Here is a 25312-nt window from a genome sequence, read left to right as displayed (position 1 = left end):
ACAGTCTTTACCTTAGTGGCTGATCCGTGGACGGCAAGCTGGTGGCGGCGGCTGTGCCGGGAATTTCGGCGTGATCTCGGCCCGGCCCCGGACCAGAAGGCCCGCAAGACCGGGCAGCGTGCTTATCAGGAACACGAGCCCGAAGGCCGTGCTGGCGGCAAGCCCGGCTGCGGCCGTGGCGCCGGCGATCGGAAACAGGGTGGCGGCGACGCCTTCCCGGATGCCCCAGCCGCTGACCGACAGCGGAATGACCATCGAATACAGGATCAGCGGTACCAGAACCATGACCTCGGCGGGGGAAAGCGCGGTTCCGATTGCGCGGGCGCAGAACGCGAATGCCAGAAGGTTGCAGATCGTCGCGGAAAGGCTCAGCCCGATCTGGCGTGTCAGCACGCGCGGGCCCGAGAACGCCATGACGACGGAACCCCGAAGGGCGCGTAGGACCCGTCCCGCAGGTCCGGGCAAGACGGGGGCGCCCCAGACCAGCGCGAGAGCGAGCGCGACGGTCGCCGCGGCCGGTATCGCAAGGAAGACCGTCCAGCCGGGCAGATCGATGGCATCCGGCCTAAGGGCGGCCCAGGCGAAACCCAGGGTCATCACGACAAACAGCATCGCCTGCCCGGCGAGCCGTTCGAAGATGACCGCCTGGCCCGAAACGACCAGCCCGGCGCTCTGGCGGGAGCGATAGGCGCGGCCCGCATCGCCGGCCATGCCTCCGGGCAGGGTCTGGTTCACCATCTGCGAGAGGTAATATTCGCGCAGTGCCGGGCCGAACGGCAGGGCAAGGCCAAGCTGCCGGGCGGTCAGACGCCAGCGCAGCGTCGTCAGGACGGTCTGTGCCGTCAGCGCGACAAGGGCCGCCAGAAGCCAGCGCTTGTCGGCCTCGGCCAGAAGGCCAAGCGCGGCGTCGCCATCGACGATCCGCCACAGCAGCACCAGCAGGACAGAGGCGAACACGACCTGCACCACATGGATCAGGCGGCTTTGGCGGAACCGATCCCAAAACCTCATCCCGCGCCCCCGGTGCCCGTGTCGGTCGTGAAGGCGCGCAGGATCATGTCGCGCATCCGGCTCATCGGGATCACCGGTTCCGGCGCCGGGATCAGCCCCTCGCTCCATCCCCAGGCCGCGGTTCGATCGATCAGTGACGGCGGTCCGATCAGATGGACCGGAACCTGCGCCCGTTCGTCCATTGCAATCGAGCCCGCCGTCTGGTGGTCGCCAAGGATTATCATCAGCGGCGGATCCTTGGCATGGCGGGCGGCGTAGTCGAAGACAGTCGTCAGCGCATAATCGATTGCCATCCGGTATTGCGCGCGCACCCGCTCAGGGTCGCTCCAGACCACCTTCGGCGGATCGCCCGATGTCGCCATCTCGTCAAAGACGTGCCCGTCGCCAAGCCTGTCCCAGTCGAGCAGCACCGGCACCGGCACCCAGGGGGCGTGGGACGAGACAAGGACCACTTCGGCAAACAGCGGCCGCGGGTCCTGACCGGACCTGAGATTGCGGTCCAGCGCGGCCAGCGTGAACTGGTCGGGCATCGTCACCCAGTTGAACGGCTTGCCTCGATAGCCGAGGTCCTTCGCGGCCAGCACGGTGTCGAAGCCCATCGACTGCGATTCGGGCCAGGGCATGGTGATCGCCGGCTCGACGGCAGCGGTGCGGAAGCCGCTGCGCGACGCGATATGAAACAGGGATTGGCGACCGCTTGCCAGCACGGCGCGATAGCGCGACTGGTCGTCGACCCAAAGACCATTCGCAAGGCTCGCATGGGCAAGCCAGCTTTGCCCTCCGCTGGTCGGCGACGCGAGGTAGGCCGAGCGCATGGCAAGACCCAGCCCCGACAGCCGCGCGGCGGCGGCATCGAGCGTGGCCCGGTGCAGTTCCGCGTAATAGGGCGTGTCGATGCTGGTGCGGCCATAGCTTTCGATGAAGACGATCAGCACGTCGCGGTCGATGGCATCGAGCAAGCCCTCCGCCCCCGCGAATCTGTCCTGCGCCGCGGCCGTGGCGAACTCCCTGAGCCCGGCCATGGTGTCCCGGGCCTGCACGATGGTTTTTGCCGCGAACCTCGTCGTGCCGGCAGTCCCGAGAAACTCTGGTGTCTTCCAGCCTCCGGGCATCAGCCCGGCACCTGCGACGGTCGCGATCATGGCGAGCGCAAGGCCTGCGGCGGCGATACGGCGGCCGGGAAAGGGCAGATCGATGCGCGCCCAGACACCGGTCGCCCACCAGATTGCCGCCGCGACCGCAGCGATCAGAAGGGTTGCGCAGATCGCGACGGCTACCGCCGCAAGGCGGCCGAACGACCCGTCGATGAACCGAAATGCGGCATCGATCAGCGGCAAGTCCGAGACCGGATCGAAGCCGCGTCCAAGCGCCAGAGTCATTGCGATATCGGCGCTCCGCAGAACGAAGATCGCGGTCAGCGCCACGACGACCCCGGCCCGGACCATCCGGCCTGACCGCCTGTCCCCAAACACCATCATCGCAAAAAGGATCACCGGCAGCTCGAGCGGAAACTGCAGCAAAAGCCCCATGTTGATGGCCGAAGCGCGGTCCGGCTGGATCAGCACGAGCACCAGCAGGGCCGCGGCCAGCGCCGGGCGCAGCCAGCTTCGCGGCGGCGATCCCGTCACCTCGGCTGCGTCCACAGCCAGACGATGTCGCGCCCGAAGGATGCCAGAACGGCCGTGGCGGCCGCGGCGGCCAGCCAGACCGCCGGCCAGCCGGAAACCGGGGGGGCCTGCAGGGCGACCAGAACCGACAACTGGAACACGCAAACGACCTTTCGGCCAAAACGCTGGGGCAGCGGGCGGCCAAGCCAGGGCGCGAGCATGGCTGCGCCGAGAAAGATGAAGCGCGACGCCCCGAGTATCATCGCCAAGGGCCAGGCCAGGCCGTCCGCAAGGGCGTGCAGCGCAAGGACGAGGGCGAGAAAGGAGTCCGTCTCCATATCGAACCGCGCACCGAAGCCGGACACAAGACCGCTCTGCCGCGCCAGCCTGCCGTCCACGCCATCGAGCAGCACGGCAACGAACGCCACGGCAAAAACCGCCCAGCTCTGCGGTGTTCCCGCGACCAGCGGGGTGACGAGCGCCACCGCAAGGACACCGCGGATCAGCGTCACGGCGTTACAGGCCCCGAAGGCATCGTGCGGATATCGCGACGGCATCAGCCGGTCGATGACGGCAAGACCGCCGAGAAGGACGATCAGACCGGGCATCCAGTGGATCGGGGAGACCTTGCCGAACAGGGCAACATGCAGGGCGAGCCAGATCACCAGCCCGGCAATGCCAGCGATCCGCAGACCGCGCCGCACCGACCCGATCGGCGAGCCCGGTTCGAGACGGTCCGCGACGCGCGAGATGTCTTGCTGCATCATTTTCATTCCGGCAGTGTTTCGGTTCGGGGTCAGGAGATCGGGCTGTATAAGGCAAACATGGAAATCGATCTCGCCGGTTCCGTCCAGCCAAAAAGGGGGCGTTGAAATGAACCATTCGTCAACGGGGTACTCTGGAACCGCCAGGGCACTGCACTGGATCATTGCGGTGCTGGTCCTGCTGATGATCCCCGCGGGAATCGTCATGGTGCAGCAGGGGCTCAGCCGGCCGCTTCAGAACACGCTGTTCGTGTTCCACAAGAATACCGGCGTGATCGTGTTTCTGCTTATGGTCCTGAGGCTGACCTATCGGCAGATCAACCGGCCGCCGGACCTTCCCGACCACCTGCCGGGCTGGCAACGCCGGGCTGCAAACCTGTCCCACCGCGCCCTCTATGTGTTGCTCTTCATCATGCCGATCTCGGGCTATGTCCGCGTCAAGGCCGGGCGTTTTCCGATCGAGGGGCTGGATGCGCTGGGGATCGGCACCTTTGTGCCAGCCTCAAAGGCCCTGGCCTCGGTTGCTCAAACGGTGCATTTCGTCACCGCCTTCGCGCTTGTCGCCGTGCTGCTGCTTCATGTCGGCGCAGCGCTTCAGCACGCTGTCCTGCGCCGCGACGGTGTCTTCTCCCGGATGTGGCCGCCGTTCGGGCACTGAGCGCCAGACCGCGCGGTTTGCGGGCCGACCCCGACAGGCCCCCCCCGGCCTGACCCATACTCGCGCGGCGCATGACCCGTTGGCTCGACCGCGCCTTCGGACGCGGGCGATGCGCGATGGCGCAGCGACGAGAGGCAATCGGAGCCTCTCAATCGGTGACCGTCATCAGCGGTCATGGGACGGGGTTGCGCCGGGGCTGCCGTCCGGGCCGGTCAGGCCGACCGGAAGTGCTTTGACAGCTTCAGCCCCTGGCCCTGATAATTCGAGGAAATATCGGCGCCATAGAGCCGCTCTGGCCGCTCGGCCATCCTCTCATAGACCAATCGCCCGACGATCTGCCCGTGTTCGAGCGCAAAGGGCGCCTCGTGGCAGCGCACCTCCAGCACCCCGCGCGCGCCGGTGCCACCGGTCAGGGCGTGGCCGAATCCGGGATCGAAAAAGCCTGCGTAATGCACCCGGAACTCGCCCACCATCGCCAGATAGGGCGCCATTTCCGCGGCATAGTCGGGCGGGATATGCACCGCCTCGCGGCTGACCAGAATATAGAAGGCGCCGGGGTCGAGGATGATCCGGCCGTCGCTGGTTTCGACCCGCTCCCAGAAATCGGCGGGGTCATAATATCCGATCCGGTCAAGGTCGATCACCCGCGTGTGCGGCTTCGCGCGCCACCCGGCAAGCCGCCCGGACGTCGGCCGCAGATCGACCGAAAAGCCCAGACCCTCCGAGATCACCGCCTCGCCGCTGACGAGCCCGACCTCGGTGTGGAGCGCGCGCAGCGCGTCGTCGTTCAGCGTCACCTTGCCCTCGCGCAGACGCATCTGGTTCAGCCGCATTCCGGGCCGCACCAGCACCGAAAACGACCGCGGGCAGATCTCGGCATAGAGCGGGCCGCTGTAGCCGCTGCCGATCCGGTCGAATTCGACCCCGCCATCGGTGATGACGCGGGTCAGCAGATCGAGCCGGCCGGTCGAGGATTTTGCGTTGGCGACCGCATTGACGCCGGCGGGCAGATCGAGCTGCTCCATCAACGGCACCAGATAGACGCAGTTCTTTTCCAGAACCGCGCCGCCGGTAAGGTCGATCCGGTGCATTTCGAAATCGCTCAGCCGGTCGGCAACCGCATTGCCGGCGCCGGCAAGAAACGAGGCACGGATCCGGTAAGCCGTATTGCCGAGCCGCAGATCGAGGCTTGCCGGTTGCACCTGACCCGCCTCGAGGGGGGCCGCAGCCGCAATGCGTCCGGCAGCGATCATGCGGTGCAGCGACTGGCAGGGCAACACACCCGTCATCGACATCTCTCCGGCAGCCAAGGCCCGCGCAGGTCCGGGCGCAGAAAAACAAAACGCCCGCACTCCCGAAGGGGGCGGGCGGTTTTGCATATGGTCGGGCTAGCAGGACTCGAACCTGCGACCTTCCGTCCCCCAGACGGACGCGCTACCAGGCTGCGCCATAGCCCGACGTTCGGGCTTAATACCGGATTTTCCGGCGAGGGCAAGCGGCAAACCGACAGGCTTTTCAACCTCACTCCGGGGTGCCTGTCGGGGGGGGCGTCGATGCGTTCATCCGTGCGCGCAGGGCGACCAGCCGATCGAGGATCGGACGCAGGGCAGAGGGGTCGACCTGTTGCGGAACAAGCTGGTCGACCGCTTCGGACACCGTCAGATGGGCAGCCGGCAGCTGCGGCATTTCGGGTGCCGGGTCGGGGTCGGCCGCGCCCTCGAACGGAACCGCTTCGGCCGGGTCTGGCGGCGGCAGATCGACGGGGGCCGCAGGCGACGGCGCCGGTTCCTGGCGGTGGGCTGCGGACAGCGCAAAGGCCGGCTCGGGGCTCGCGTGGCCCCGCGGCGCGGCGGCAGCAGGCTCCGGGGTCGGCTCATCGTCCGTCACGGCGCCGAACAGCGGCATCGGCGTCGGCACCGGGGCTGCCCTGGCCGGAGCCGGGGCTGGCCTGACCGGAGCCGCGACAGGCGCCCGGACCGGAGCCGCCTGCGGCGTCGCGTCGGCCTCGACCGCGTGGATATCCATCTCGATCGGTCGCGAATGGGCGGCGACCGCCCGGATCCCCTGTTCGCGCAGGATCTTCTGCACGCCGCGGATCGTCATTCCGTCCTCGTGCAGAAGCTTCTGGATCCCGCCCAGAAGTTCCATGTCCGAAGGACGGTAATAGCGCCGCCCGCCGGCCCGTTTCACGGGGCGGATCTGGGTGAACTTGCTCTCCCAGAATCGCAGCACATGGGGATTTACGCCCAGCCATTCCGCGACCTCGCTGATCGTGCGGAAGGCATCGGGGGACTTGCCGTTCATGGTGCCGGCCCCCTCAGTCCCGGTTGCCTGCCGCAACCCGTTCCTTCATCAGATGCGAGGGGCGGAAGGTCAGGACCCGACGCGGGTGGATCGGCACTTCTTCGCCCGTCTTGGGGTTGCGACCGACGCGGGCTGCCTTGTCGCGCACCGAGAACGTGCCGAACGAGCTGATCTTGACCTGTTCGCCACGGACCAGCGCGTCCGAAATATGGCCGAGCACGCTTTCCACCAGCTGCGCCGATTCGTTCCTGGACAGGCCGACCTCGCGGAACACCGCTTCGCTCAGGTCCATACGGGTCAAGGTCTTTGCGTTCATGAAGGTACATCCCTGTTTTCCGCGAGCCTAGGCCCGGGCGGGATTTCTGTCAATAATCAATGACTTGAATGGAGGTTCTGAGACGCCGCCGGAAGCGTCCGGGGCGACAGGGCAGGGGAGGCGTCAAGTTTTGTGCCCAAGGGTTTGATCTGGAACGAATTTCCGGAGATCACGCCCGCAGCACAACCGATCCCCAGGCCAGTCCGCCGCCGATCGCCTCGGTCACCACCAGGTCGCCGGGCTTGATCTTGCCTTCGGCCTTGGCAACCGAAAGCGCCAGAGGAATCGACGCGGCCGAGGTGTTGCCGTGGTCCTGTACGGTCAGGATCACCCGCTCCATCGGCAACTTCATGCGCTGCGCGGTGGCCTTGATGATCCGCAGGTTTGCCTGGTGCGGCACGATCCAGTCCACATCGTCGCCGCAGAGGCCGACCTTGTCGAGCGCGGAGTGGGCGGTTTCGGCAAGCTTTTCCACCGCATGGCGGAAAACTTCCTTGCCCTCCATCCGCAGCACACCGGTGGTGCCGGTCGACACCCCGCCGTCGACATAAAGGATCTCGCGGAAGCGGCCGTCAGAGTGCAGATCGACGGACAGGATGCCACGGTCGGATGTGGTGCCGCTGCCCTCCTGCGCCTCGAAGATCGCAGCGCCCGCGCCGTCGCCGAACAGCACGCAGGTGCCGCGGTCGGTCATGTCGAGGATCCGGCTGAAGGTCTCGGCGCCGATCACCATGACTCGTTTGGCCTGACCCGACAGGATCAGCGCATTGGCGTTGGCAAGCCCGAACACGAAGCCGGCGCAGACCGCCTGGATGTCATAGGCAAATCCGCCCGTCATGCCGATCCGGTGCTGAACCATGGTCGCGGCAGAGGGAAATGTCAGATCGGCGGTCGAGGTTGCCATGACCAGCACGTCGATGTCGTCGGCAACCAGTCCGGCATCCGCGAGCGCTGCCTCGGCAGCCCGTGTGGCCAGATCCGATGTGGTCTCGCCCGGAGCAGCAAAATGGCGGCGTTCGATGCCGGAGCGGCTGCGGATCCATTCGTCCGAGGTGTCGAGGGAAGCCTCGAACTCGGCGTTCTCGACGATCCGCTCCGGCAGGTAATGTCCCACGCCGCGCAGCACCGCTCTGATAGTCATCACTTCCCGCCTCGCCGTTTCTTCTCTCTGTTTCGCCACCTTTGAACCAGTGGCGCTATCCGAGCGGCATATCTTGTCGTGGGTGCGCCGTCGAGGCCACCCGGGCGGCGAGCCGGTCGGAAAAGCCGGCCTGCGCCAGTTGGAACGCAAGCTTGATCGCCGCCGAGACACTGGTCGCATCGGCCGAGCCGTGCGATTTCACGATGGTCCCGTTGAGACCGAGGAACACGCCGCCGTTGACGCGCCGCGGGTCGATCCGTTTCTGCAGCCGCCGCAGCGATGTCAGCGCCAGAAGCGCGGCAAGGCGGCTCAGGATCGAATAGCGGAAGGCCTCGCCCAGCAGTTCGCGGATCAGCGAAGCCGTGCCCTCGGCCGTCTTCAGCGCCACGTTGCCGGTGAACCCGTCGGTCACGATCACGTCGACCTTGCCACGCGGGATGTCACCGCCCTCGACAAAACCGACGAAGTCGTAGTCAGACCCCGGCGCTGCCTCGGCAATCATGCCATGCGCGGCTTTCAGCTCGGCCCGGCCCTTGTGCTCTTCGGTGCCGACGTTCAGCAACCCGACCCGCGGCCGATCGAGCCCAAGGCCGTTGCGGGCATAGGAGGCGCCCATCATGGCGTATTGCAGCAGATCTTCCGCATCGGCCCTGATATCGGCGCCGACGTCGAGCATGACCGCATAGCCGTTCGTGTTGCGTGAGGGCCAGAGGCAGGCAATCGCCGGGCGGTTCACGCCGGGCAGCTTGCGCAGCCGCACCATCGACAGCACCATCAGCGCGCCGGTGTTGCCACAGCTTACCGCCACGGTTGCCTCGTGGTTGCGGACGCTGTCGACCGCCGACCACATCGATGTGCCCTGACCATGACGCAGGACCGCCGAAGGCTTTGCATCCATCGTCACCACGCCATCGGCATGGCGGATGACGCAGCGGCCGTCCAGATGCCGACGCGCAACCAAAGGCGCCAGCACCGGCTCGGGGCCGTGCAGGATGAAGCCGATATCGGGGTTCTTCTTTGCCGAAAGGGCGCAGCCGGCAACCACGGCGGTCGGGCCGTGATCGCCCCCCATCGTATCGACGGAAATCACGATCTTGCCGGCCAGAACGGACGGAGCCGCGGCCACAAGATCGCCCTGCGCCCGTGATGTCATCGCTGAATGTCCCGTGGTCCGGGCGTCGCGGTCACGCGGCGTCTTCGTCGATGTCTACCTCTTCGACCATGGCGACCACTTCACGGTCGTCGTAATGGCCGCAGGCACCACAAACGTGATGCGGGCGCTTCAGCTCGCCGCAGTTGGGGCATTCGGCGGGGTTACCGGACACCAGCGCATCATGCGCACGACGCATGTTGCGGCGCGACCGGGTGACTCTATTCTGAGGGACAGCCATGTCCATACCTCGAAGTTGCTGGCCGGTCGGGGCGCACCCGTCGGCAATGTGTCCAATATCGGCGCCTCATACGCCGGCTTCGCGTCCCGTTCAAGGGTGTGTGGAAGAGCGGCGACCATACGTATTTTCGGACCGAGTGCAAGTCCTGCAAGGGAACTCCGCCGCGGAACGCCATGCCGGTGCCCGGGGAGATCCCGTCCGGGCAGACGAAAGCGCCGCGGCAGCGCCAGGATCCGCGTCTGCGGACCATTTGCGGCGCGTCAACTCTCGAGCTTCTTCTTCAACTCGGCCAGTCCGGCAAACGGCTTGACCTCGTCGTCGGCCATAGGCGTCACTCCGGGGGCTGCAAAAACTGTCTGCTCCAGTTCGACCCCTTCGGCGCGGGGAAAGTCGGGCAGGGCAAGCGCCAGTTCCTCGCGCAGCACATCCCACAGATCGACGACATTGGGCATCGGTTCGGCGCTGTCGTCCTCGGGCATTTCCGCCTCGGAATCGGCCGGCGGCGCGTAATCGGCAAGGTATCGACGTCGCACAGGGGTATCGATCCGGGTCGTGACAGGTGCCAGCGTCACCGAACAGGGCTGCACGGCGGTGGCCCCAAGGGTGGCCTCAAGCCGCCAGTCGGTCTGACCTTCGGGAAGCAATGTGCCCTCGAACCGCAGCTTGCGCAGGTCGAGAAGGTCGAATTCCTGTTTCAACGCCGCCAGTTCGGCCGCCGTAGGCTCGATCCGGAATGGCAGCGGCCGGAATGACGACAGCCGTGCCAGCGGCACGGATCGGGTGGATGGGTCGAAGTTGGGGTCGGGGACTGACATGGCGGACTTCCTTCACTTGTAGAAAACATTGCCATTGTTATAAGCCGGAAGGCAATTCAATCGACAGGCAACGAGCGAGGACAGCTATGGGCAGGCAGAGCCGCAGGCAATTGGGCCGCTGGATCCGCGCGCTCGGTTTCGGGCTGGCGCTGGCCGCACCCGTTGCCTGCTCGCCGATATACCGCACGCATGGCTATGCGCCGACCGATGCGGAACTGGCCGCGATCACCCCGGGTGTCGATACCCGCGAGACCGTGGCCGACGCGGTGGGAACCCCGTCCTCGGGCGGCGTACTGCGGGATTCGGGGTATTATTATGTCTCGCAGCGGATGCGGACCTATACCTATCACGAACCCGAAGTGGTAGAGCGCGAGGTCGTGGCGATCAGCTTTGACAAGAATGGCGTCGTGACCAACATCGAGCGCTATGGGTTGAAGGACGGCAATGTCGTCGCCCTGTCGCGGCGCACCACTGCCGCCAGCGTCGAGAACCTCGGCTTCCTGCGTCAGCTTCTGGGCAACATCGGCGCGCTCGATATCGGCTCCACCCTCTGATCCGGCGGGCCGCAGGGCCCGGCCGGAAGGTGGGCTCTGGCGTCTCGGGCTACGAATCGTCCGGCTCGAAGTCCAACGCCACGCCGTTGATGCAGTACCGCAACCCGTTCGGCCCCGGGCCGTCGGGAAAGACATGCCCGAGATGGCCGCCGCAGCCGGTGCAATGCACCTCGGTCCGGCGCATGCCATAGCGGGTGTCGCTGCGTTCGCCGATAGAGGCTGTCTCGGCGGGCTGTACAAAGCTCGGCCAGCCGCAGCCGGAATCGAACTTGTCGTCCTGCACGAATAGCTCTGCCCCGCAGCCGGCACAGCGATAGAGCCCGGGCCCTTCGGGAAAGTCGTCATTGGTGAAAGGCCGTTCGGTGCCGTGGTTGCGCATCACCTCAAAGCCGAGAGGGCCGAGTTCCGCCCTCCATTCGGCATCGCTCTTCTTCACCGTTCCGGGGGCTTTCTCCGTCGGGTCGCTCATCGGTCGCTCCTGTCTCTGGTTTCCTCGAGCAAAAGTGGTGGCGGCATGCGGACTTGACCAGTGCCTTCACGCTGCCGTGACGTCGCGGCGCCCCGGAAGATGTCAAGCAACCGTTACATCTTGTATGCTAGGCCACTTTGAACCAGACGGTGCTGCGGGGCCAACAAAACGGCCTGCCAGAAGAGGGATGCGCGCGATGATCAGCCTGCGCCGGGGTCGCCATGCGGCACGCCTTGCCGAAACCCCCGAGGATCTTGCCGCCGCGCTGGAGTTGCGCTCGATTGCCTTTCGCGACGGGCTGCGCCCGGATGGCGACAGTTTCGACCCGGTCTGCCGCCATGTTCTGGTCGAGGATGTCCGCAACGGCGCCCTGGCCTGCACCTTCCGGCTGCTGCCACTGGCTGCGGGGCGCGACATCGGCCAAAGCTATTCCGCACAATTCTACGAGCTTGCGGCGCTTGAGGATTTCACCGGCAAGATTGTCGAGATGGGCCGGTTCTGCATCCGCCCGGGCCTGCGCGACCCCGACATCCTGCGGGTTGCCTGGGGTGCGATGACCAGTTTCGTCGACGAACAGGGGATCGAGCTGCTGTTCGGCTGCTCGTCCTTCCAGGGCACCGAGGCCGAGGCCTATCGCGATGCCTTCGCGTTGCTCAAGGAACGGCATCTCGCGCCCAAGCGCTGGCTGCCGCGGGTCAAGGCGCCCAACGTCTTTCGGTTCGCGCAGAAGTTGCGGCGCACGCCCGATGCCCGGCGCGCGATGCTGGGGATGCCGCCCTTGCTGCGGACCTATCTGGCGATGGGCGGCTGGGTCAGCGACCACGCGGTCGTGGACCGCGATCTTGGCACCATGCATGTCTTCACCGGGCTCGAGATCGGGGCGATCCCGGCGGCAAGAAAACGTCTTCTGCGCGCCGTCGCGGGCTGAATGGCCGCTCTCACAGGCGCGCCCATTGTCTTCGCGAGCGTGCCCGGCGCGGGTCGTTCCCCTGACCCTTCGTCGTCGTGGGTGCGAACGAGACCTGAGACGCGGGTTCCGGCCCGACGGCGGACGCGCGGCGCTCGCGCAGGGCGCCGACCTAGCGCAGCGTGTCGCAGAATGCCCCGGTGTTGCTCCAGCCCTTAACCCTGCCGTCGCCGTCATACCGGAAACTCCAGGTGCAGCTTTCGGTCTGCCGGCTGGCCCCGACCCGGGTGGCGTTGCCCTCGCCGCCGAGCGAAACAATCGCCCCGAAGCCGAGCCTGGCCGGCTGTCGATGCCGGGTCCGGTAGGTCACGACATTGTTGGCGGCATGGTCGGGCTGCCCGAAGGTTTCGATCAGGGCGCTGACCGAAAGCCCGACCGCCGCGTCCGCTGTGGTGGCGGTCAGGGGCGCCGAATGGCCGGTTTGGATACGGCCGCAACCGGTCAACGCCACGATCCCCGCCAGGGCAAGCGGGACAAAGGCAGAGCGGCGGCAGCGTGATGTCATGTTCAGGGCCTCTTTGCGCGGCGGCCAGGCTCGGGCCTGCCGCGCGTCCCGTGAGTGATAGCGCGGGCCGGCGGACGGGTCCAACGCCCGTGGTCCGGATCGCGGTCAAAATCCCTTGCGGACGGTAGCGTGCAGAGCCTGGCCAGCACCTTGCACTCTGCGCACGGCTGGCATAGCTGGCGGATATGGCACGCGCACCCCTTCTTCAGCTCTCCGATGTTTCCCTCAATTTCGGGGGCGATCCGCTTTTCGATGCGCTCTCGCTCGCCGTCCAGCAGGGCGACCGGGTGGCGCTGGTTGGCCGCAACGGATCGGGCAAATCGACCCTGTTGAAGGTCATGGCGGGCCTTGTGGAGCCTGACCGGGGCGAGCGGATCGTGCCGCCCGGCATTCATGTCGGCTATATGGAACAGGACCCGACCATGGACGGCTTCGCCACGCTCGGCGATTTTGCCGCCAGCGGTCTGGACGAGGGCGAAGGTTATCGGGTCGAGATGGCGGGCGAGGGGCTCAAGCTCGATCTCGACCGCGCCGTTGAAACCGCATCGGGCGGGGAACGGCGGCGCGCGGCGCTGGCCAAGCTGCTGGCCGAGGCGCCCGAACTGATGCTTCTCGACGAGCCGACCAACCACCTCGACATTCAGGCGATCGGCTGGCTTGAACAGCAACTGGTCGAAACCCGCACCGCCTTCGTTCTGATCTCGCACGACCGCGCTTTTCTGAACCGGCTGACCCGGGCGACGCTGTGGCTCGACCGCGGAATCGTGCGGCGGCAGGAACACGGGTTCACCAGCTTCGAGGAATGGCGCGACAAGGTCTGGGCCGAAGAAGACGAGGCGCGCCACAAGCTGAACCGCAAGATCAAGGCCGAGGCACGCTGGGCGGTCGAGGGGATCTCGGCGCGGCGCACCCGCAATCAGGGCAGGTTGCGCGCGCTGCAGGCGCTGCGCGACGAACGTGCCTCGCAGATCCGCCGCCAGGGCACCGCCGATCTGGCGATCGACTCGGGGCGCTCCTCGGGCAAGCTGGTGGTCGAGGCGCGCGGCATTTCGAAGACATTTGGCGACAAGACGATCCTGCGCAATTTCTCGATCCGCATCCAGCGCGGCGAACGCATTGCCTTTGTCGGTCCGAACGGCGTCGGCAAGACCACCCTGCTGCGGATGCTGGTCGGCGAGGTCGCGCCCGATGCGGGCGAGATCCGGCTTGGCACCAATCTCGACCTCGCCGTCTTCGATCAGGCCCGGGCACAGCTCGACCCCGCAGCGACGCTGTGGGAGAGCCTGACGGGCGACAAGGCGTTGCGCGTGCCGGGCCGTGGCGGCGATCAGGTGATGGTGCGTGGCACGCCCAAACATGTCGTCGCCTATCTGAGGGACTTCCTGTTTTCCGAACAACAGGCCCGCTCGCCGGTCTCGGCACTGTCGGGCGGCGAAAAGGCACGGCTGCTGCTGGCCCGGATCCTGGCCCAGCCGGCGAACCTTCTGGTTCTCGACGAGCCGACCAACGATCTCGACCTCGAAACGCTCGACCTGCTGGAAGAGCTTGTGGACGATTATGACGGCACCGTGCTGCTGGTCAGCCACGACCGCGATTTCATCGACCGGGTCGCCACCACCACGATCGCGATGGAAGGCGACGGGCGCGTCGTCGCCTATGCCGGCGGATGGAGCGACTATCAAGCCCAGAAGGCCGCGGCGGAAACCGAGAAAAACGACGAAGTTTCAACTGGAAACGATGCGAAGGCGAAGCAGGGCATGAGCCCTGCGGCCGGTCAGCCCGCACGTCAGGGCAAGCTGACCTTTACCGAACGGCACAGGCTCGAATCGCTTCCGGCCGACATCGAGCGGTTGGAGGCCGAGATCAACAGGCTCACCGACCTGCTCTCTGACGCGGCGCTGTTCACCCGCGAGCCGGTGAAGTTTCGCAAGGCAAGCGAGGCGCTGACCGAGCGTCAGGCGGCCCTTGCGGCGGCAGAAGAGGAATGGCTGGCGCTGGAGGAAAAGGCGGCCGACCGCTGAGGCGCAGGCCTGGCCGCCGCGCGACACTGCGCGGGCGCAGCCGTCAGTTCAGCGTCCGGTCGACCCAGTATTTCGTGCCCCCTGCGGTGGCCGACAGTCGCCAGCCCTGATCGGTCAGCAGGAATATGGCGCGGCCGTCGATAAAACTCAGTCCCACATTGGTACTCTTGTCTCCGAACCCGGCCTTGGCCTCGGCCGCGGCATCGACCCCGTCGGTGATGAACAGATCGAAGTCCTCAGGATCCTGGAACAGGATCACGACCTGACTCTCCAGTCCCGCACCCCCGACCGCGACGCCGACGCCGGCGGTGCCCATCTTCATGTAGATCCGCCGGTCGTCGTTGCGCGACACCGCAACACCGCGTCCGACCCCGCCAGAGACCGCCGCCAGCATCAGCTTGCGGGTGTCGAAGACAGCATAGCCGGCGCTGCGGTCGAAGAGATCCGAGGCGTCGGGCTGTTCGATGAACAGCCGCGACAGGGCGGCACCAGCCATCAGGTCGATCTCGTCCCGGGATTCCGCGACCGTCGCTTCGTTGGTCATCAGATCGACCGAGGAATCGACGCTGTCCTCGATCCGCTCGACCGTCGCCGCGGCCCCGCGCTGTACTGCCGCAGCCCCCTGCTGAACGACCGAGGTGCCCTTCTGCACCCCCTGCTGCAGCTTGTCGCGCAGTGTCTGGGCCTGCGATCCGGTCGCGGCAACCAGAAGGGCGAGGGCCGCGACAAGGATCGGGCGGGGTTTCGGCATGACAGGCTCCTTGCTGGCATTGATCGGGGTCCGCGGTCGGCGCCACAATCCGCCGCAGTCCGTTCTTGCGGCCGATCTAGCAATCCTGCCCGCGCGGTTGAAGGGGGGTGGCGGCGAAGCCGCACCGCGGCCCCGCCCCGGGACCGCGGGCCGGAGCCTGCCGCGCTCACTGCATTCTCAGCGCGCCGTCGATCCGGATCGTGGTGCCGTTCAGGTATGGGCAGGTGACGATGAAGCGCACGAGGGCCGCGAATTCCTTTGGGTCGCCGAGGCGCTGCGGAAAGGGCACGTCGGCGGCCAGTTGCTGCTGAACCTCGGGCGGCAGTCCGGCCATCATCGGGGTGCGGAAGATCCCCGGTGCGATCGCCATGACCCGGATCCCCTCGCGCGCCAGATCCCGCGCCATCGGCAGGGTCAGCCCGGCAATTCCGGCCTTTGATGCGGCATAGGCGGCCTGGCCGCGCTGGCCCTCGAAGGCGGCGATGGAGGCGGTGTTGACGATCACGCCACGCTCGCCGTCCTCGTTCGGCGTGTTGCTCGCCATGACCTCGGCCGCCAGCCGCGAGATGTTGAAGGTGCCGGTCAGATTGACCCGCAATGTCCGCTCGAACGCGTCGAGGTCATGCGGGCCGTCGCGGCCGAGCGTCCGGGCACCGGCCACGATGCCGGCACAGTTCACCACCACGTCGACGCCGCCCATGCTCTCGACCGAGGCCGCAAGTGCGCCGCGCGCCGCCTCGGCATCGGTCACATCGACCTCGCGATAGCCGATCCCCTGCGGCGTGTCGCCATTCAGGTCGAAAACGCAGACCCGTGCCCCGGCGTCGCGAAATCCCTGCGCCGTGGCACGGCCCAGCCCCGAGGCGCCGCCGGTCACGACGACCCTTGTCCCGTGAAGTTCCATTATAAATTCCTCCCCGGGGAAGTTGTGACCGCTGATTTCGCGACTGTCCAGATAGGCGCGCGTGGACACTTCGCGATCGCCGCGCAACGTGCGAAACTGTCCGGCAGGGGAGTGAGGATGTCTGACATGATGCGCTGGAGCGCGACGAGTCTCTGTGCGGCGATGCTGGCCCTGCTGACGGGGTGCGCGCCACCCGATCCGGGGCTCGAGGCCGCGATGCTGTTGGCGCCGGCGGCAAACCCGGCGCCGCAAGGGCCTCAACAGGCTTCGGTTGCGCCGGACATTCCCGTCAATCCTGTGCCGCTGCGGCGCCAGACGCGGGTGCTGAACCTTGATCCGGTGCATGTGACCAACAACGTCTACGGACCCGGTCTGAGTTCGGATACCTATGGCAACGTGGTGCATCACCGGCCGGGGCAACAGATCAAGCGGGTGCCGGGCACCAGCCGGTCCTATGAGGACCAGTATGGCCATTCGGTCAGCTGCTATACCACCGGAATGGGGACCTATTGCCAGTGACGCCCTCGGCGGCGGATGCGTTGCCCGGACCGGGCAGCCCCCTCGGCCTGCGGCGGCTGGCGCCGCCTGCGGCCCTTGGGGCCGGGCGCGCCTGCGGCGCGCGGCTGCGCCCGAAGGGCTTCGAACGGCGTCAGGAGGCGAGCGTCGCCTGCAGCTTTTTCGGCAATGCCGCGCGAATGATCCGATAGGAGTCCCGCACCCGGTGTTCGATCTCAGTCGCCTTTGCGCTGTCGAAAGGGACCAGCACCCAGGAGCGGTGGAAATAGGGCGCCTTTTCGCAGCCGCCGAGCGTGCGCAGCATCTCGGCCGTCTCGACATCGGCGCATTTCACCGAGACGCCGCGTGCCTCGCTGCCGGTGGCGGCAAAGATCTTGCCGCCGACCTTCCAGATATCGTGCCCCGGCCCGAAGGGGGCCGTGAGTTCCGCCCCGGGCAGGGCGGCGCAGAGCGTGTTGACCTCGTCGCGATTCATGGCCGCAGGATGCCAGCCGCAGCCGGTGCTTGGCAAGCCGGCGTGGCGCGTGTATTGGGGCGCCATGAACCGTTGCACCATCATCTGCATCTGCATTACCGGCTGACATCGTCAGGCGGGCCGGTTCCTTCATTCCCTTTTCAGAGCGAAGTCGCCCCCCGCCGCCGCCGGTGACGGTACGCGAGAGGACATGACATGGCCGAGATCAGGCTCTGGAACACGCTGACGCGGGGCAAGGTCCCGCTGGAGCCCACCGTTACGCCGGGGCGGGTGTCGATGTATGTCTGCGGCCCCACGGTTTATGACCGGGCGCATATGGGCAATGCGCGGCCTGCGCTGGTCTTTGACGTGCTGTTCCGGCTGCTGCGGCACCGATACGGCGCCGAGAACGTCAGCTATGTCCGCAACCTGACCGACGTCGACGACAAGATCAACGCCGCCGCCCTGACGCGCAAGGAGGCGGGCGATCCGCGCAGTCTGGAAGAGCTGATCCATGAGCGCACCGAAGAGACCGTCGCCTGGTATCACGAGGACATGGATGCGCTTGGCATCCTGCGCCCGACCGAGGAGCCGCGGGCGACGGGCTATATCGCCGAGATGATCGCGATGATCGAGGGGCTGGTCGCCTCGGGGCATGCCTATGCGGCCGCGGGGCATGTGCTGTTCCGGGTGCGGTCCTATGCGGGCTATGGCGCGCTGTCGGGCCGTTCGGTCGACGACATGATCGCGGGTGCTCGAGTCGAGGTGGCGCCCTACAAGGAAGACCCGATGGACTTCGTGCTGTGGAAGCCCTCGACTGCGGATCTGCCCGGCTGGGACAGTCCCTGGGGACGCGGGCGGCCGGGCTGGCACATCGAATGCTCGGCCATGAGCGCGGCGCTGCTGGGGGCGAGCTTCGACATCCACGGCGGCGGCAATGATCTGATGTTCCCGCACCACGAGAACGAGATCGCCCAGTCGAAATGCGCCCACCCCGAGGGCGCGTTCGCGCGGATCTGGATGCACAACGAAATGCTGCAGGTCGAGGGCAAGAAGATGTCGAAGAGCCTCGGCAATTTCTTCACCGTGCAGGACGTGCTGGGGCAGGGGATACCGGGCGAGGTGATCCGGTTCGTCTATCTGTCGACACATTATCGCAAACCGATGGACTGGACGGCCGAGAAGGCGCGCGAGGCCGAGGCGACGTTGCGCAAGTGGCGTGGGCTCACGGCGGGCATCGCGCCCGCCCCGAGCCCCGCGCCCGAGGTGATGGCGGCGCTGAGCGACGACCTGAATACACCGGGCGCGATTGCGGCGTTGCACGCTTTGGCGAGTGCCGGGGATGCGGCGGGGCTGAAGGCGTCGGCCGGGGTGCTGGGGCTGCTGCAGGATGGACATGGCGATTGGGCGGCGGCGGTCGATCTGTCGGCTCATGCGGCGCGGCTGGCGGCGGCGCGCGTCGAGGCGATGGCGAGCAAGGACTTTGCCGAGGTCGACCGGTTGAAGGCGGCCTATCTGGCCGCCGGGGTGGAAGTACGGATGAGCAAGGCGGGGGTCGATCTGGTGCCGGGGCCAGGGTTCGATGCCGCTGCTTTGGAGGGGGTGCGGTGAAGCGATCTGTGAAAGTCCTGAGTGGATCAGAGGGCAGTGCCCGAACCGCGGGGTGGGCGAGAAGCGCCCGCCCCGGGGGGGCGGTTCGGGCGCTGCTCGGGACGCAAGCGTCCCGGGCAAGGCAGGCTCTGGTGATCGGGAGAGAGAGCCGGCCATGACCCGTGAACGCCTCTACCTTTTCGACACCACCCTCCGCGACGGTCAGCAGACCCAAGGGGTGCAGTTCTCGCTCGAGGACAAGCACCAGATCGCCGCCATGCTCGACCGGCTCGGCATCGACTATGTCGAGGGCGGTTGGCCCGGCGCGAACCCGACGGACAGCGAGTTCTTCGACGCGGCCCCGAAGCTTTCGAACGCCACCTTCCTTGCCTTCGGGATGACCAAGCGTGCCGGGCGCTCGGCTGCCAACGACGAAGTGCTGGCCGGCGTGCTGAATGCGGGCACACCGGCGGTGTGCCTTGTCGGCAAGAGCCACGATTTCCACGTCACCACTGCCCTTGGCGTGACGCTTGAGGAAAACGTCGCCGCCATCGCCGATTCGATCAGCCACGTGGTCGGGCAGGGGCGCGAGGCGCTTTATGATGCCGAACATTTCTTTGACGGCTACAAGGCGAACCCGGATTACGCCCTGGCGTGCCTGCATGCCGCGCTCGAATCCGGTGCCCGCTGGGTCGTGCTCTGCGACACCAATGGCGGCACCCTGCCGGCCGAGATCGGCGCGATCACCGCGAAGGTGGTCGCAAGCGGCGTGCCGGGGGACAGGCTCGGCATCCACACCCATGACGACACCGGCAACGCGGTGGCGGGGTCGCTTGCCGCAGTCGATGCCGGGGCGCGGCAGATCCAGGGCACGCTGAACGGGCTTGGCGAGCGCTGCGGCAACGCCAACCTCGTCTCGCTGATCCCGACGCTGCTGTTGAAGGAACCCTATGCCAGCCGGTTCGAGACCGGGGTCAGCCCCGAGGGGCTTGCCAGCCTGACCCGGGTCAGCCGGCGGATGGACGACATCCTGAACCGGGTGCCGCAGCGCGGCGCGCCCTATGTCGGCGCCTCGGCCTTCGCGCACAAGGCGGGGCTGCATGCCTCGGCGATGCTGAAGGATCCCTCGACCTACGAACACATCGACCCGGCGGTGGTCGGCAATTCCCGCATCATCCCGATGTCGAACCAGGCCGGCCAGTCGAACCTGCGGCAGCGTCTGGTCGAGGCCGGGCTTGAGGTGCCAAAGGGCGATCCGGCGCTCGCCCGCATCCTCGATCTGGTCAAGGCGCGGGAATCCGCGGGCTATTCATATGACACCGCGCAGGCGAGCTTCGAGCTGCTGGCGCGGCGCGAACTGGGCCAGCTTCCCAGCTATTTCCACATCGACCGCTATCGCGTCATCGTCGAGCGGCGCAAGAACCGGCTGGGCCAGACCATCAGCCTGTCCGAGGCGGTGGTGGTGATCTACATCGGCGGCGAAAAGCGGCTGTCGGTGTCGGATTCGATTGACGAGGCCAATTCCGACAGCGGTCCGGTCAATGCGCTGTCCCGCGCGCTGGCCAAGGATCTCGGGCCGCTTCAGCCCTATATCGAGGATATGCGGCTGGTCGACTTCAAGGTTCGCATCACCAATGGCGGGACCGAGGCGGTGACCCGTGTTATCATCGACAGCGAGGATGGCGAGGGGCGGCGCTGGTCCACGGTCGGTGTCTCGGCGAACCTCGTCGATGCCTCGTTCGAGGCGCTGCTCGAGGCGATCGAGTGGAAACTGGTGCGCGACGGCGCCCCGGTGCAATAACGGCCCGACCCGGATCCCGGATGGAACTGGCGCCTTCCTGACGCCTGGCACAGAGCCGGCGTGGCGCAGCGCCTGTCTGTTTTCGGTGGCAACCGAGGTATGAGTGACGACAGGATGGTAGAGGACAGGATGCCCGACGACACAGACGACCGGCGCATCGCCGCCTGCGCCGAGATTGTCGCGCGGGGCGATCCCGACCGCTTTCTTGCCACGATGGCAGCCCCGATTCCGGCGCGGGCTGTCCTGTTCCCGGTCTTCGCCTTCAATATCGAGGTGACGCGCGCGCCTTGGGTCAGCCAGGAGCCGCTGATCTGCGAGATGCGGCTGCAGTTCTGGCGCGACGTGCTGACCGAGATTTCCGAAGGCGTACCGCCACGAGCGCATGAGGTGGCAGCCCCGCTTGCGACAGTGCTGCGCGGCAGGCCGGATGCGATTGCCGCCCTCGACGCGCTGATCGAAGCCCGCCGTCATGACATCCTGCCAGAACGTTTCCCGGACACAGCCGAGCTTTCGGCCTATCTCGAGGCGACGGCCGCGGGACTGATGTGGGCCGCGGCACGCGTCCTTGGCGTCGGACCCGAGGGCGAGGCCGCGATCCGCGCCGTGGGGTGGGCAGGCGGACTTGCCGCCTATCTCCGCGCTGTCCCGGCGCTGACGGCGCGCGGCTATCCGGCGCTGCCGGATCAGGCGCCCGAGGCCGTCGCCGCGCTGGCGCGCACCGGGCTTGCCCGCCTGGCCGAGGCGCGCCGCGCCGGACCGCCCGCTGCGGCCGTCCCGGCCCTGCGCACCGCCTGGCGGGCAAAGGCGACACTGACACGGGCCGCGGCCCGGCCCGCGGACGTTGCGGCAGGCAGCCTCGATGAAAGCGAATTTCAACGCCGCGCAGGACTGCTGCGGCGAAGCTGGCTCGGGGACTGGTAAAGGGCGTCGTCGCCCGCCCTGTCGGCTCAATCCTCGGGGCGCAGGGTCAGCCAGATCAGCGCCCCGCCCGCCAGCGCCAGGAACGGCGCCATGGCGAGGTTGACCGACGACCAGCCTGCGACCGTGCCGCCGCCCGCGCAGTTCATCAACCCGCCCGAGACCAGCGAGGCGATGGCAACGCATCCGAAGACCAGCGTGTCGTTCATGCCCTGAACCCGGCCGCGTTCTTCCGGGGTGTGGGCTTGCGACAGCATCGCCGTTGCGCCGATGAAGCCGAAATTCCAGCCAATCCCGAGCAGGACGAGCGCGACAAAGAAGTTCGTCAGCTGCACGCCCTGAAGTGCGACCGCCCCGGCGCTGGCCAGAATGAAAAGGCCGATCGAGACGATGGTGCGGGCGCCGAACCGGGCGATCAGGTGGCCGGTCACGAACGAGGGCGCGAACATCGCCAGCACGTGGGCGGTGACGACCAGACCGGCGGTGTTGGTATCGAACCCGCAACCGACCACCGCGAGCGGGGTCGAGGTCATCACAAGGCTCATCAGCGCATAGGAAACCATGGCGCAGATGATCGCGACCAGCACCTTCGGATCGGCCAGCAACTCGCGCCGTGTGCGCCCGTTGGGGTCGCCCGGCTGCGGCAGCGGCGGTTTTGGAATGTCGAGGAACAGAAACAGGCTCATGCCGACGAGGTTGAGCGCGATCACCCCAAGGTAGGTGCCGAGGAAGGGAACCAGCATCGTATCCGCAAGCGAGGTTCCAAGCGTCGGTCCGATGATCGCCGCGACCAGCCCGCCCGCCAGCACATAGGAAATCGCCTTCGGGCGGAACGCGGCCGAGGCGGTGTCGGCGGCGGCAAAGCGATAGAACCCCTGCGCCGACTGATAGATCCCGGTCAGATAGGATCCGACGAGCATCAGCCAGAAGCTGCCGGTCCAGAGACCCCAGGCCGCGACCGAGGCCCCGGCAATGCCGCCAAGCGCCCCGATCACGAAGCCCGCGCGCCGACCCATCACCTGCATCAGCGAGGACAGCCAGGGCGCCGTGGTCATCGATCCGATCACGATCATCGAGATCGGCAGGGTCGCAAGGCAGGCGTTGGGCGCGAGCATCCCTCCGGCAAGCCCGCCGATGGTATAGATCATCGGCATCTGGGCGCCGAGGATCGCCTGGGCGGCGATCAGCACGGCCACGTTCTTCCGCGCGCGCGCGGCGTCGGGATCGGGGATCTTTATGGCGGGCACGTCGGTCATCGCACGGGCTTACCGCGGCCATCGCCTTGCAGGCAAGAGGCAGCGCCGGGATTGCGCAGGTTTCGGGTTTCTCGGACCTGCAGGCTGGCATAGGCTGGGCCAACGGCGCCGGGGCGGGGCCGGGCGTTCCCGGCTGGAGATTTCGCAAGCATATGAAATTGAACGAAAGCCCGGATCCGCAGCTGGTCGGCCGGATCATCGAGGGGCCCGATTGCGTGGCTGAGGGCGCGGCCTGGCTCGCCGCCCGCGATCCCCGTCTTGCCGCAGCCCTTGCCGCCACCGGGCCGCTGCCGCTGCGCCTCCGGCGGGACGGATTCGAGGCTCTGTTCAGCGCGATCGTCAGCCAGCAGGTGTCGGTCGCGGCGGCCAGTTCGATCTGGAACCGGCTGAAGGCGGCGCGCCTGACCGGGCCGCGCAAGGTCCTTTGGGCCAGCGAGGAGGAGCTGCGCGCCTGCGGGCTGAGCCGCCAGAAGGTGCGCTATGCCCGGGCGCTGGCCGAGGCGCGGATCGACTATGCCGCGCTGCGCACAGCCCCCGAGGCCGAGGTGGTCGCGACATTGGTCGCGGTGCCGGGGATCGGCCGCTGGACGGCCGAGATCTATGCCATGTTCTCGCTTGGCCGGGCCGATGTCTTCGCCCCCGGCGATCTGGCGCTGCAGGAGGCGGTGCGGATCCTGTTCGAACTGGAGGCGCGGCCAAGCGAGGCGGCGCTGCGCGAGATGGCCATGGACTGGACGCCCTGGCGCGGCGTCGCGGCACGGCTGCTGTGGGCCTATTTTCGGGTGTCCAAGCAGCGCGAGGGGATCGGCTGAGACCTGGATGGGTCCTGCGCCCCCCCGATCTGGCCCCGATCCTGCTGCGGCCGGGGCCTCGATCTTGCGGCCTTTGGCGCGCCGCGGGGCAGGGGGCGCGGGCTCTGTCGGCGATGGGGACCGCCGCTGCGCCGGCGTCTTGCATCGCGACGCGACCGTCCGGACCAGTGCCCGCGTTCGGGAATGGTTCAGTCCGCACGATTTATGCTCTAGGTGTGGGCGATATCTTGAAACGGAAGGACGGCGTGAATGGTTCGGGAACTGAATTCGGGACGACGCGGGGTGCCGAAGGGCAAGGCTTCGCAGGTGGTGATCTTCGTGCATGGCTATGGCGCGGACGGCAACGACCTGCTGGGGCTTGCCGAGGTGCTGGCGCCCTATCTGCCCGGGACAGCCTTCTACTCCCCCGATGCGCCCGAACGCTGCCCGGGCAATCCCATGGGGTATCAGTGGTTTCCGATCCCCTGGCTTGACGGCTCGTCCGAGGCGGCGGCGCGCGAAGGCATGGCGACGGCGGTCGAGGACCTCAATGCCTTCATCGACCGGGTTCTGTTGCAGGAGGGGCTTGCCCCCGACCGGCTGATCCTGTTCGGCTTCAGCCAGGGCTGCATGATGTGCCTGCAGATCGCCCCGCGACGCGACCAGGTCGTGGCGGGCGTCGTCGGCATCTCGGGCCGGCTGATCGAACCCGACAAGCTTGCCGCCGAGGTCCGGGTCAAGCCGCCGGTCCTGCTGATGCATGGTGACCGGGACGATGTCGTGCCCTTTCCTGCGCTGAAGGAGGCGGCCGACGCGCTGGTGGCTGCGGGCATCGACACCTACGTCCATGTCATGGAGGGCACCGGCCACGGCATTGCGCCCGACGGTCTGGGACAGGCTGCGGCCTTCATCCGGGCACGGCTGGGAATCGAGGGGCGCTGAAGCGGTGATCGCTGCCCGCCGATGTCGCCCTGGCGGCTCTTCGGGCCGCGATCCCCACAGGTTGACCCGGCCCCTGTCCGGGAAGGAGACGGCTTCGGTCGGCGCCTGAAGGCTGGGCGTCACAATCCTGTAACGCATGGGGTTTAGGCAAAACCCGAAGGCTACTGTATCACGGGGCTTGCAAGGATCAGAGCGCCACATATAGTCGTAGAAAATCCGGGGCGGGGTCGTCTCCGTCCCAGGTCTAAGACGGCCAGGCAGAGCGGAGCGGAGTCTCAGGCATGGACGGCGATTTCAGAACGCAGTTCGTTCGCGAACCGAACAACCTAAAGCATCACCCGGCGCTGGTGCTGAACGCGGATTACCGCCCGCTGTCCTATTACCCGCTGTCGCTCTGGCCCTGGCAGGAGGCGATCAAGGCGGCCTGGCTCGACCGTGTGGACATCGTTGCCGAATATGACGACGTGGTGCGAAGTCCGTCGACCCAGATCCGAATACCTTCGGTCGTCGTCCTGAAAGACTATGTTAAACCTCAGAAGCGCGTGGCTTTCACGCGCTTCAATTTGTTTTTGCGCGACGAGTTCTGTTGCCAGTATTGCGGCGCCAAGGGCGACCTGACGTTTGACCATGTGGTGCCGCGGGCGCGCGGCGGCGTCACCAGCTGGGAGAACGTTGTGGCGGCCTGTTCGGGCTGCAATCTCAAGAAGGGCTCGAAATCGCTGCGTCAGGTCGGCATGTCGCTGCGCAAGCCGCCGCGCCAGCCCGGTGCCGAAGAGATGCGCAACATGGGACGAAAGTTTCCACCGAACTTTCTGCACGACAGCTGGCTCGACTTCCTTTACTGGGACGCCGAACTGGATGCCTGA

General features: G+C 67.0%; 27 protein-coding genes and 1 tRNA gene. 11 read left to right on the top strand and 17 right to left on the bottom strand.

Annotated elements, in window-relative coordinates:
• Positions 1-12 precede the first annotated feature (12 nt).
• Genes DQG17_RS05820 through DQG17_RS05810 form a run of 3 tightly spaced genes read right to left on the bottom strand, consistent with a single transcriptional unit; the run spans position 13 to position 3385 of the window.
• Positions 13-1011, bottom strand: coding sequence for a lysylphosphatidylglycerol synthase transmembrane domain-containing protein (locus DQG17_RS05820; protein ID WP_116131782.1), 999 nt, complete (start codon positions 1009-1011; stop codon positions 13-15).
• Positions 1008-2639: a sulfatase-like hydrolase/transferase gene (locus tag DQG17_RS05815; protein WP_232829337.1), complete on the bottom strand. Its 1632-nt coding sequence runs from the start codon at positions 2637-2639 to the stop codon at positions 1008-1010. The genes DQG17_RS05820 and DQG17_RS05815 overlap by 4 nt, the downstream gene beginning before the upstream one ends.
• Positions 2636-3385: a CDP-alcohol phosphatidyltransferase family protein gene (locus DQG17_RS05810; RefSeq protein ID WP_157973532.1), complete on the bottom strand. Its 750-nt coding sequence runs from the start codon at positions 3383-3385 to the stop codon at positions 2636-2638. Before DQG17_RS05810 ends, DQG17_RS05815 begins: the two co-directional genes overlap by 4 nt.
• 106 nt (positions 3386-3491) lie before the next feature.
• Here DQG17_RS05810 and DQG17_RS05805 point away from each other — a divergent pair, with 106 nt between their 5' ends.
• A complete protein-coding gene (locus DQG17_RS05805) occupies positions 3492-4040 on the top strand; it encodes a cytochrome b (protein WP_116132614.1) in 549 nt (182 codons plus the stop codon).
• 212 nt (positions 4041-4252) lie between these two features.
• Here the strand turns inward: DQG17_RS05805 and DQG17_RS05800 are convergent, their stop codons facing one another.
• From DQG17_RS05800 to DQG17_RS05765, 8 genes are all read right to left on the bottom strand, one after another.
• Positions 4253-5329 (bottom strand): 2'-deoxycytidine 5'-triphosphate deaminase, encoded by a 1077-nt coding sequence (locus DQG17_RS05800; protein WP_116132613.1) that lies wholly within the window; start codon positions 5327-5329, stop codon positions 4253-4255.
• Between the two features lie 91 nt (positions 5330-5420).
• A tRNA-Pro gene (locus DQG17_RS05795) sits at positions 5421-5497 on the bottom strand.
• A gap of 64 nt (positions 5498-5561) precedes the next feature.
• Positions 5562-6344, bottom strand: a complete 783-nt coding sequence (locus tag DQG17_RS05790) for a MerR family transcriptional regulator (protein ID WP_116132612.1) — start codon at positions 6342-6344, stop codon at positions 5562-5564.
• A 13-nt stretch (positions 6345-6357) separates the two neighbouring features.
• A complete protein-coding gene (gene ihfA / locus DQG17_RS05785; RefSeq protein WP_116131779.1) occupies positions 6358-6660 on the bottom strand; it encodes an integration host factor subunit alpha in 303 nt (100 codons plus the stop codon).
• A 169-nt stretch (positions 6661-6829) separates the two neighbouring features.
• Entirely contained in the window at positions 6830-7801 is a 972-nt protein-coding gene (locus DQG17_RS05780; protein ID WP_116131778.1) for a beta-ketoacyl-ACP synthase III, read from the bottom strand.
• Between the two features lie 55 nt (positions 7802-7856).
• Positions 7857-8954, bottom strand: a complete 1098-nt coding sequence (plsX, locus tag DQG17_RS05775; protein WP_116131777.1) for a phosphate acyltransferase PlsX — start codon at positions 8952-8954, stop codon at positions 7857-7859.
• Positions 8955-8985: 31 nt separating this feature from the next.
• On the bottom strand, positions 8986-9192 hold the full coding sequence (gene rpmF, locus DQG17_RS05770) for a 50S ribosomal protein L32 (protein ID WP_116132611.1): 207 nt from the start codon (positions 9190-9192) through the stop codon (positions 8986-8988).
• A 260-nt stretch (positions 9193-9452) separates the two neighbouring features.
• Positions 9453-10007, bottom strand: coding sequence for a DUF177 domain-containing protein (locus DQG17_RS05765; protein WP_116131776.1), 555 nt, complete (start codon positions 10005-10007; stop codon positions 9453-9455).
• An 86-nt stretch (positions 10008-10093) separates the two neighbouring features.
• Here DQG17_RS05765 and DQG17_RS05760 point away from each other — a divergent pair, with 86 nt between their 5' ends.
• A complete protein-coding gene (locus DQG17_RS05760; RefSeq protein WP_116131775.1) occupies positions 10094-10561 on the top strand; it encodes an outer membrane protein assembly factor BamE in 468 nt (155 codons plus the stop codon).
• A 49-nt stretch (positions 10562-10610) separates the two neighbouring features.
• On the opposite strand, the gene msrB is transcribed toward DQG17_RS05760, so the two are convergent.
• Complete coding sequence (msrB, locus tag DQG17_RS05755; protein WP_116131774.1) at positions 10611-11030, bottom strand: peptide-methionine (R)-S-oxide reductase MsrB; 420 nt, start codon at positions 11028-11030, stop codon at positions 10611-10613.
• 196 nt (positions 11031-11226) lie between these two features.
• Between msrB and DQG17_RS05750 the strand changes: the two genes are divergently transcribed.
• Positions 11227-11958 carry a GNAT family N-acetyltransferase gene (locus tag DQG17_RS05750; protein ID WP_116132610.1) on the top strand — a complete coding sequence of 244 codons (732 nt, stop codon included), beginning with the start codon at positions 11227-11229 and terminating at the stop codon, positions 11956-11958.
• Positions 11959-12109: 151 nt separating this feature from the next.
• Here the strand turns inward: DQG17_RS05750 and DQG17_RS05745 are convergent, their stop codons facing one another.
• Positions 12110-12502, bottom strand: a complete 393-nt coding sequence (locus DQG17_RS05745; RefSeq protein WP_116131773.1) for a hypothetical protein — start codon at positions 12500-12502, stop codon at positions 12110-12112.
• Between the two features lie 185 nt (positions 12503-12687).
• On the opposite strand from DQG17_RS05745, the gene DQG17_RS05740 reads away from it, so the two are divergent.
• Positions 12688-14523 carry an ABC-F family ATP-binding cassette domain-containing protein gene (locus DQG17_RS05740; RefSeq protein WP_116131772.1) on the top strand — a complete coding sequence of 612 codons (1836 nt, stop codon included), beginning with the start codon at positions 12688-12690 and terminating at the stop codon, positions 14521-14523.
• A gap of 43 nt (positions 14524-14566) precedes the next feature.
• Here DQG17_RS05740 and DQG17_RS05735 read toward each other — a convergent pair whose 3' ends face one another.
• A complete protein-coding gene (locus tag DQG17_RS05735; RefSeq protein WP_116131771.1) occupies positions 14567-15274 on the bottom strand; it encodes a hypothetical protein in 708 nt (235 codons plus the stop codon).
• A gap of 166 nt (positions 15275-15440) precedes the next feature.
• Positions 15441-16178: an SDR family NAD(P)-dependent oxidoreductase gene (locus tag DQG17_RS05730; protein WP_116131770.1), complete on the bottom strand. Its 738-nt coding sequence runs from the start codon at positions 16176-16178 to the stop codon at positions 15441-15443.
• Between the two features lie 117 nt (positions 16179-16295).
• Between DQG17_RS05730 and DQG17_RS05725 the strand changes: the two genes are divergently transcribed.
• Entirely contained in the window at positions 16296-16697 is a 402-nt protein-coding gene (locus DQG17_RS05725) for a hypothetical protein (RefSeq protein ID WP_157973531.1), read from the top strand.
• Positions 16698-16827: 130 nt separating this feature from the next.
• Here the strand turns inward: DQG17_RS05725 and DQG17_RS05720 are convergent, their stop codons facing one another.
• On the bottom strand, positions 16828-17259 hold the full coding sequence (locus DQG17_RS05720) for an MmcQ/YjbR family DNA-binding protein (protein ID WP_369907992.1): 432 nt from the start codon (positions 17257-17259) through the stop codon (positions 16828-16830).
• Between the two features lie 105 nt (positions 17260-17364).
• Here DQG17_RS05720 and cysS point away from each other — a divergent pair, with 105 nt between their 5' ends.
• From cysS to DQG17_RS05705, 3 genes are all read left to right on the top strand, one after another.
• Positions 17365-18759 (top strand): cysteine--tRNA ligase, encoded by a 1395-nt coding sequence (gene cysS, locus DQG17_RS05715; protein WP_116131768.1) that lies wholly within the window; start codon positions 17365-17367, stop codon positions 18757-18759.
• Positions 18760-18913: 154 nt separating this feature from the next.
• The gene (cimA, locus tag DQG17_RS05710; RefSeq protein ID WP_116131767.1) at positions 18914-20539 is read left to right on the top strand and encodes a citramalate synthase; all 1626 of its coding nucleotides are present in this window, start codon (positions 18914-18916) and stop codon (positions 20537-20539) included.
• 129 nt (positions 20540-20668) lie between these two features.
• The gene (locus DQG17_RS05705; protein ID WP_116131766.1) at positions 20669-21460 is read left to right on the top strand and encodes a squalene/phytoene synthase family protein; all 792 of its coding nucleotides are present in this window, start codon (positions 20669-20671) and stop codon (positions 21458-21460) included.
• Between the two features lie 26 nt (positions 21461-21486).
• Here DQG17_RS05705 and DQG17_RS05700 read toward each other — a convergent pair whose 3' ends face one another.
• A complete protein-coding gene (locus DQG17_RS05700; RefSeq protein WP_116131765.1) occupies positions 21487-22713 on the bottom strand; it encodes an MFS transporter in 1227 nt (408 codons plus the stop codon).
• A gap of 152 nt (positions 22714-22865) precedes the next feature.
• Between DQG17_RS05700 and DQG17_RS05695 the strand changes: the two genes are divergently transcribed.
• The 3 genes from DQG17_RS05695 to DQG17_RS05685 all read left to right on the top strand — a co-directional run bounded on the left by DQG17_RS05695 (position 22866) and on the right by DQG17_RS05685 (position 25312).
• Positions 22866-23525, top strand: coding sequence for a DNA-3-methyladenine glycosylase (locus DQG17_RS05695; RefSeq protein ID WP_116131764.1), 660 nt, complete (start codon positions 22866-22868; stop codon positions 23523-23525).
• 249 nt (positions 23526-23774) lie between these two features.
• Complete coding sequence (locus tag DQG17_RS05690; RefSeq protein ID WP_116131763.1) at positions 23775-24446, top strand: alpha/beta hydrolase; 672 nt, start codon at positions 23775-23777, stop codon at positions 24444-24446.
• 281 nt (positions 24447-24727) lie between these two features.
• Positions 24728-25312, top strand: a complete 585-nt coding sequence (locus DQG17_RS05685; RefSeq protein ID WP_116131762.1) for an HNH endonuclease — start codon at positions 24728-24730, stop codon at positions 25310-25312.

The sequence above is a fragment of the Tropicimonas sp. IMCC34043 genome, assembly GCF_003390845.1.
Lineage (GTDB): Bacteria > Pseudomonadota > Alphaproteobacteria > Rhodobacterales > Rhodobacteraceae > Tropicimonas.
Note: the sequence above shows the minus strand (reverse complement) of the source record. Positions and strands in the feature narration are given on the sequence as shown.

Coding starts and splice junctions, on each gene's coding strand:
- DQG17_RS05740 (WP_116131772.1), top strand. CDS start 12,688: ATGGCACGCGCACCCCTTCTTCAGCTCTCCGATGTTTCCCTCAATTTC.
- DQG17_RS05745 (WP_116131773.1), bottom strand. CDS start 12,502: ATGACATCACGCTGCCGCCGCTCTGCCTTTGTCCCGCTTGCCCTGGCG.
- DQG17_RS05760 (WP_116131775.1), top strand. CDS start 10,094: ATGGGCAGGCAGAGCCGCAGGCAATTGGGCCGCTGGATCCGCGCGCTC.
- rpmF (WP_116132611.1), bottom strand. CDS start 9,192: ATGGCTGTCCCTCAGAATAGAGTCACCCGGTCGCGCCGCAACATGCGT.
- DQG17_RS05720 (WP_369907992.1), bottom strand. CDS start 17,259: ATGCAGATGATGGTGCAACGGTTCATGGCGCCCCAATACACGCGCCAC.
- DQG17_RS05705 (WP_116131766.1), top strand. CDS start 20,669: ATGCCCGACGACACAGACGACCGGCGCATCGCCGCCTGCGCCGAGATT.
- DQG17_RS05750 (WP_116132610.1), top strand. CDS start 11,227: ATGATCAGCCTGCGCCGGGGTCGCCATGCGGCACGCCTTGCCGAAACC.
- DQG17_RS05690 (WP_116131763.1), top strand. CDS start 23,775: ATGGTTCGGGAACTGAATTCGGGACGACGCGGGGTGCCGAAGGGCAAG.
- DQG17_RS05800 (WP_116132613.1), bottom strand. CDS start 5,329: ATGACGGGTGTGTTGCCCTGCCAGTCGCTGCACCGCATGATCGCTGCC.
- DQG17_RS05685 (WP_116131762.1), top strand. CDS start 24,728: ATGGACGGCGATTTCAGAACGCAGTTCGTTCGCGAACCGAACAACCTA.
- cimA (WP_116131767.1), top strand. CDS start 18,914: ATGACCCGTGAACGCCTCTACCTTTTCGACACCACCCTCCGCGACGGT.
- DQG17_RS05765 (WP_116131776.1), bottom strand. CDS start 10,007: ATGTCAGTCCCCGACCCCAACTTCGACCCATCCACCCGATCCGTGCCG.
- DQG17_RS05695 (WP_116131764.1), top strand. CDS start 22,866: ATGAAATTGAACGAAAGCCCGGATCCGCAGCTGGTCGGCCGGATCATC.
- cysS (WP_116131768.1), top strand. CDS start 17,365: ATGGCCGAGATCAGGCTCTGGAACACGCTGACGCGGGGCAAGGTCCCG.
- DQG17_RS05805 (WP_116132614.1), top strand. CDS start 3,492: ATGAACCATTCGTCAACGGGGTACTCTGGAACCGCCAGGGCACTGCAC.
- DQG17_RS05735 (WP_116131771.1), bottom strand. CDS start 15,274: ATGCCGAAACCCCGCCCGATCCTTGTCGCGGCCCTCGCCCTTCTGGTT.
- DQG17_RS05700 (WP_116131765.1), bottom strand. CDS start 22,713: ATGACCGACGTGCCCGCCATAAAGATCCCCGATCCCGACGCCGCGCGC.
- DQG17_RS05780 (WP_116131778.1), bottom strand. CDS start 7,801: ATGACTATCAGAGCGGTGCTGCGCGGCGTGGGACATTACCTGCCGGAG.
- DQG17_RS05790 (WP_116132612.1), bottom strand. CDS start 6,344: ATGAACGGCAAGTCCCCCGATGCCTTCCGCACGATCAGCGAGGTCGCG.
- DQG17_RS05820 (WP_116131782.1), bottom strand. CDS start 1,011: ATGAGGTTTTGGGATCGGTTCCGCCAAAGCCGCCTGATCCATGTGGTG.
- msrB (WP_116131774.1), bottom strand. CDS start 11,030: ATGAGCGACCCGACGGAGAAAGCCCCCGGAACGGTGAAGAAGAGCGAT.
- DQG17_RS05725 (WP_157973531.1), top strand. CDS start 16,296: ATGTCTGACATGATGCGCTGGAGCGCGACGAGTCTCTGTGCGGCGATG.
- ihfA (WP_116131779.1), bottom strand. CDS start 6,660: ATGAACGCAAAGACCTTGACCCGTATGGACCTGAGCGAAGCGGTGTTC.
- plsX (WP_116131777.1), bottom strand. CDS start 8,954: ATGACATCACGGGCGCAGGGCGATCTTGTGGCCGCGGCTCCGTCCGTT.
- DQG17_RS05730 (WP_116131770.1), bottom strand. CDS start 16,178: ATGGAACTTCACGGGACAAGGGTCGTCGTGACCGGCGGCGCCTCGGGG.
- DQG17_RS05810 (WP_157973532.1), bottom strand. CDS start 3,385: ATGATGCAGCAAGACATCTCGCGCGTCGCGGACCGTCTCGAACCGGGC.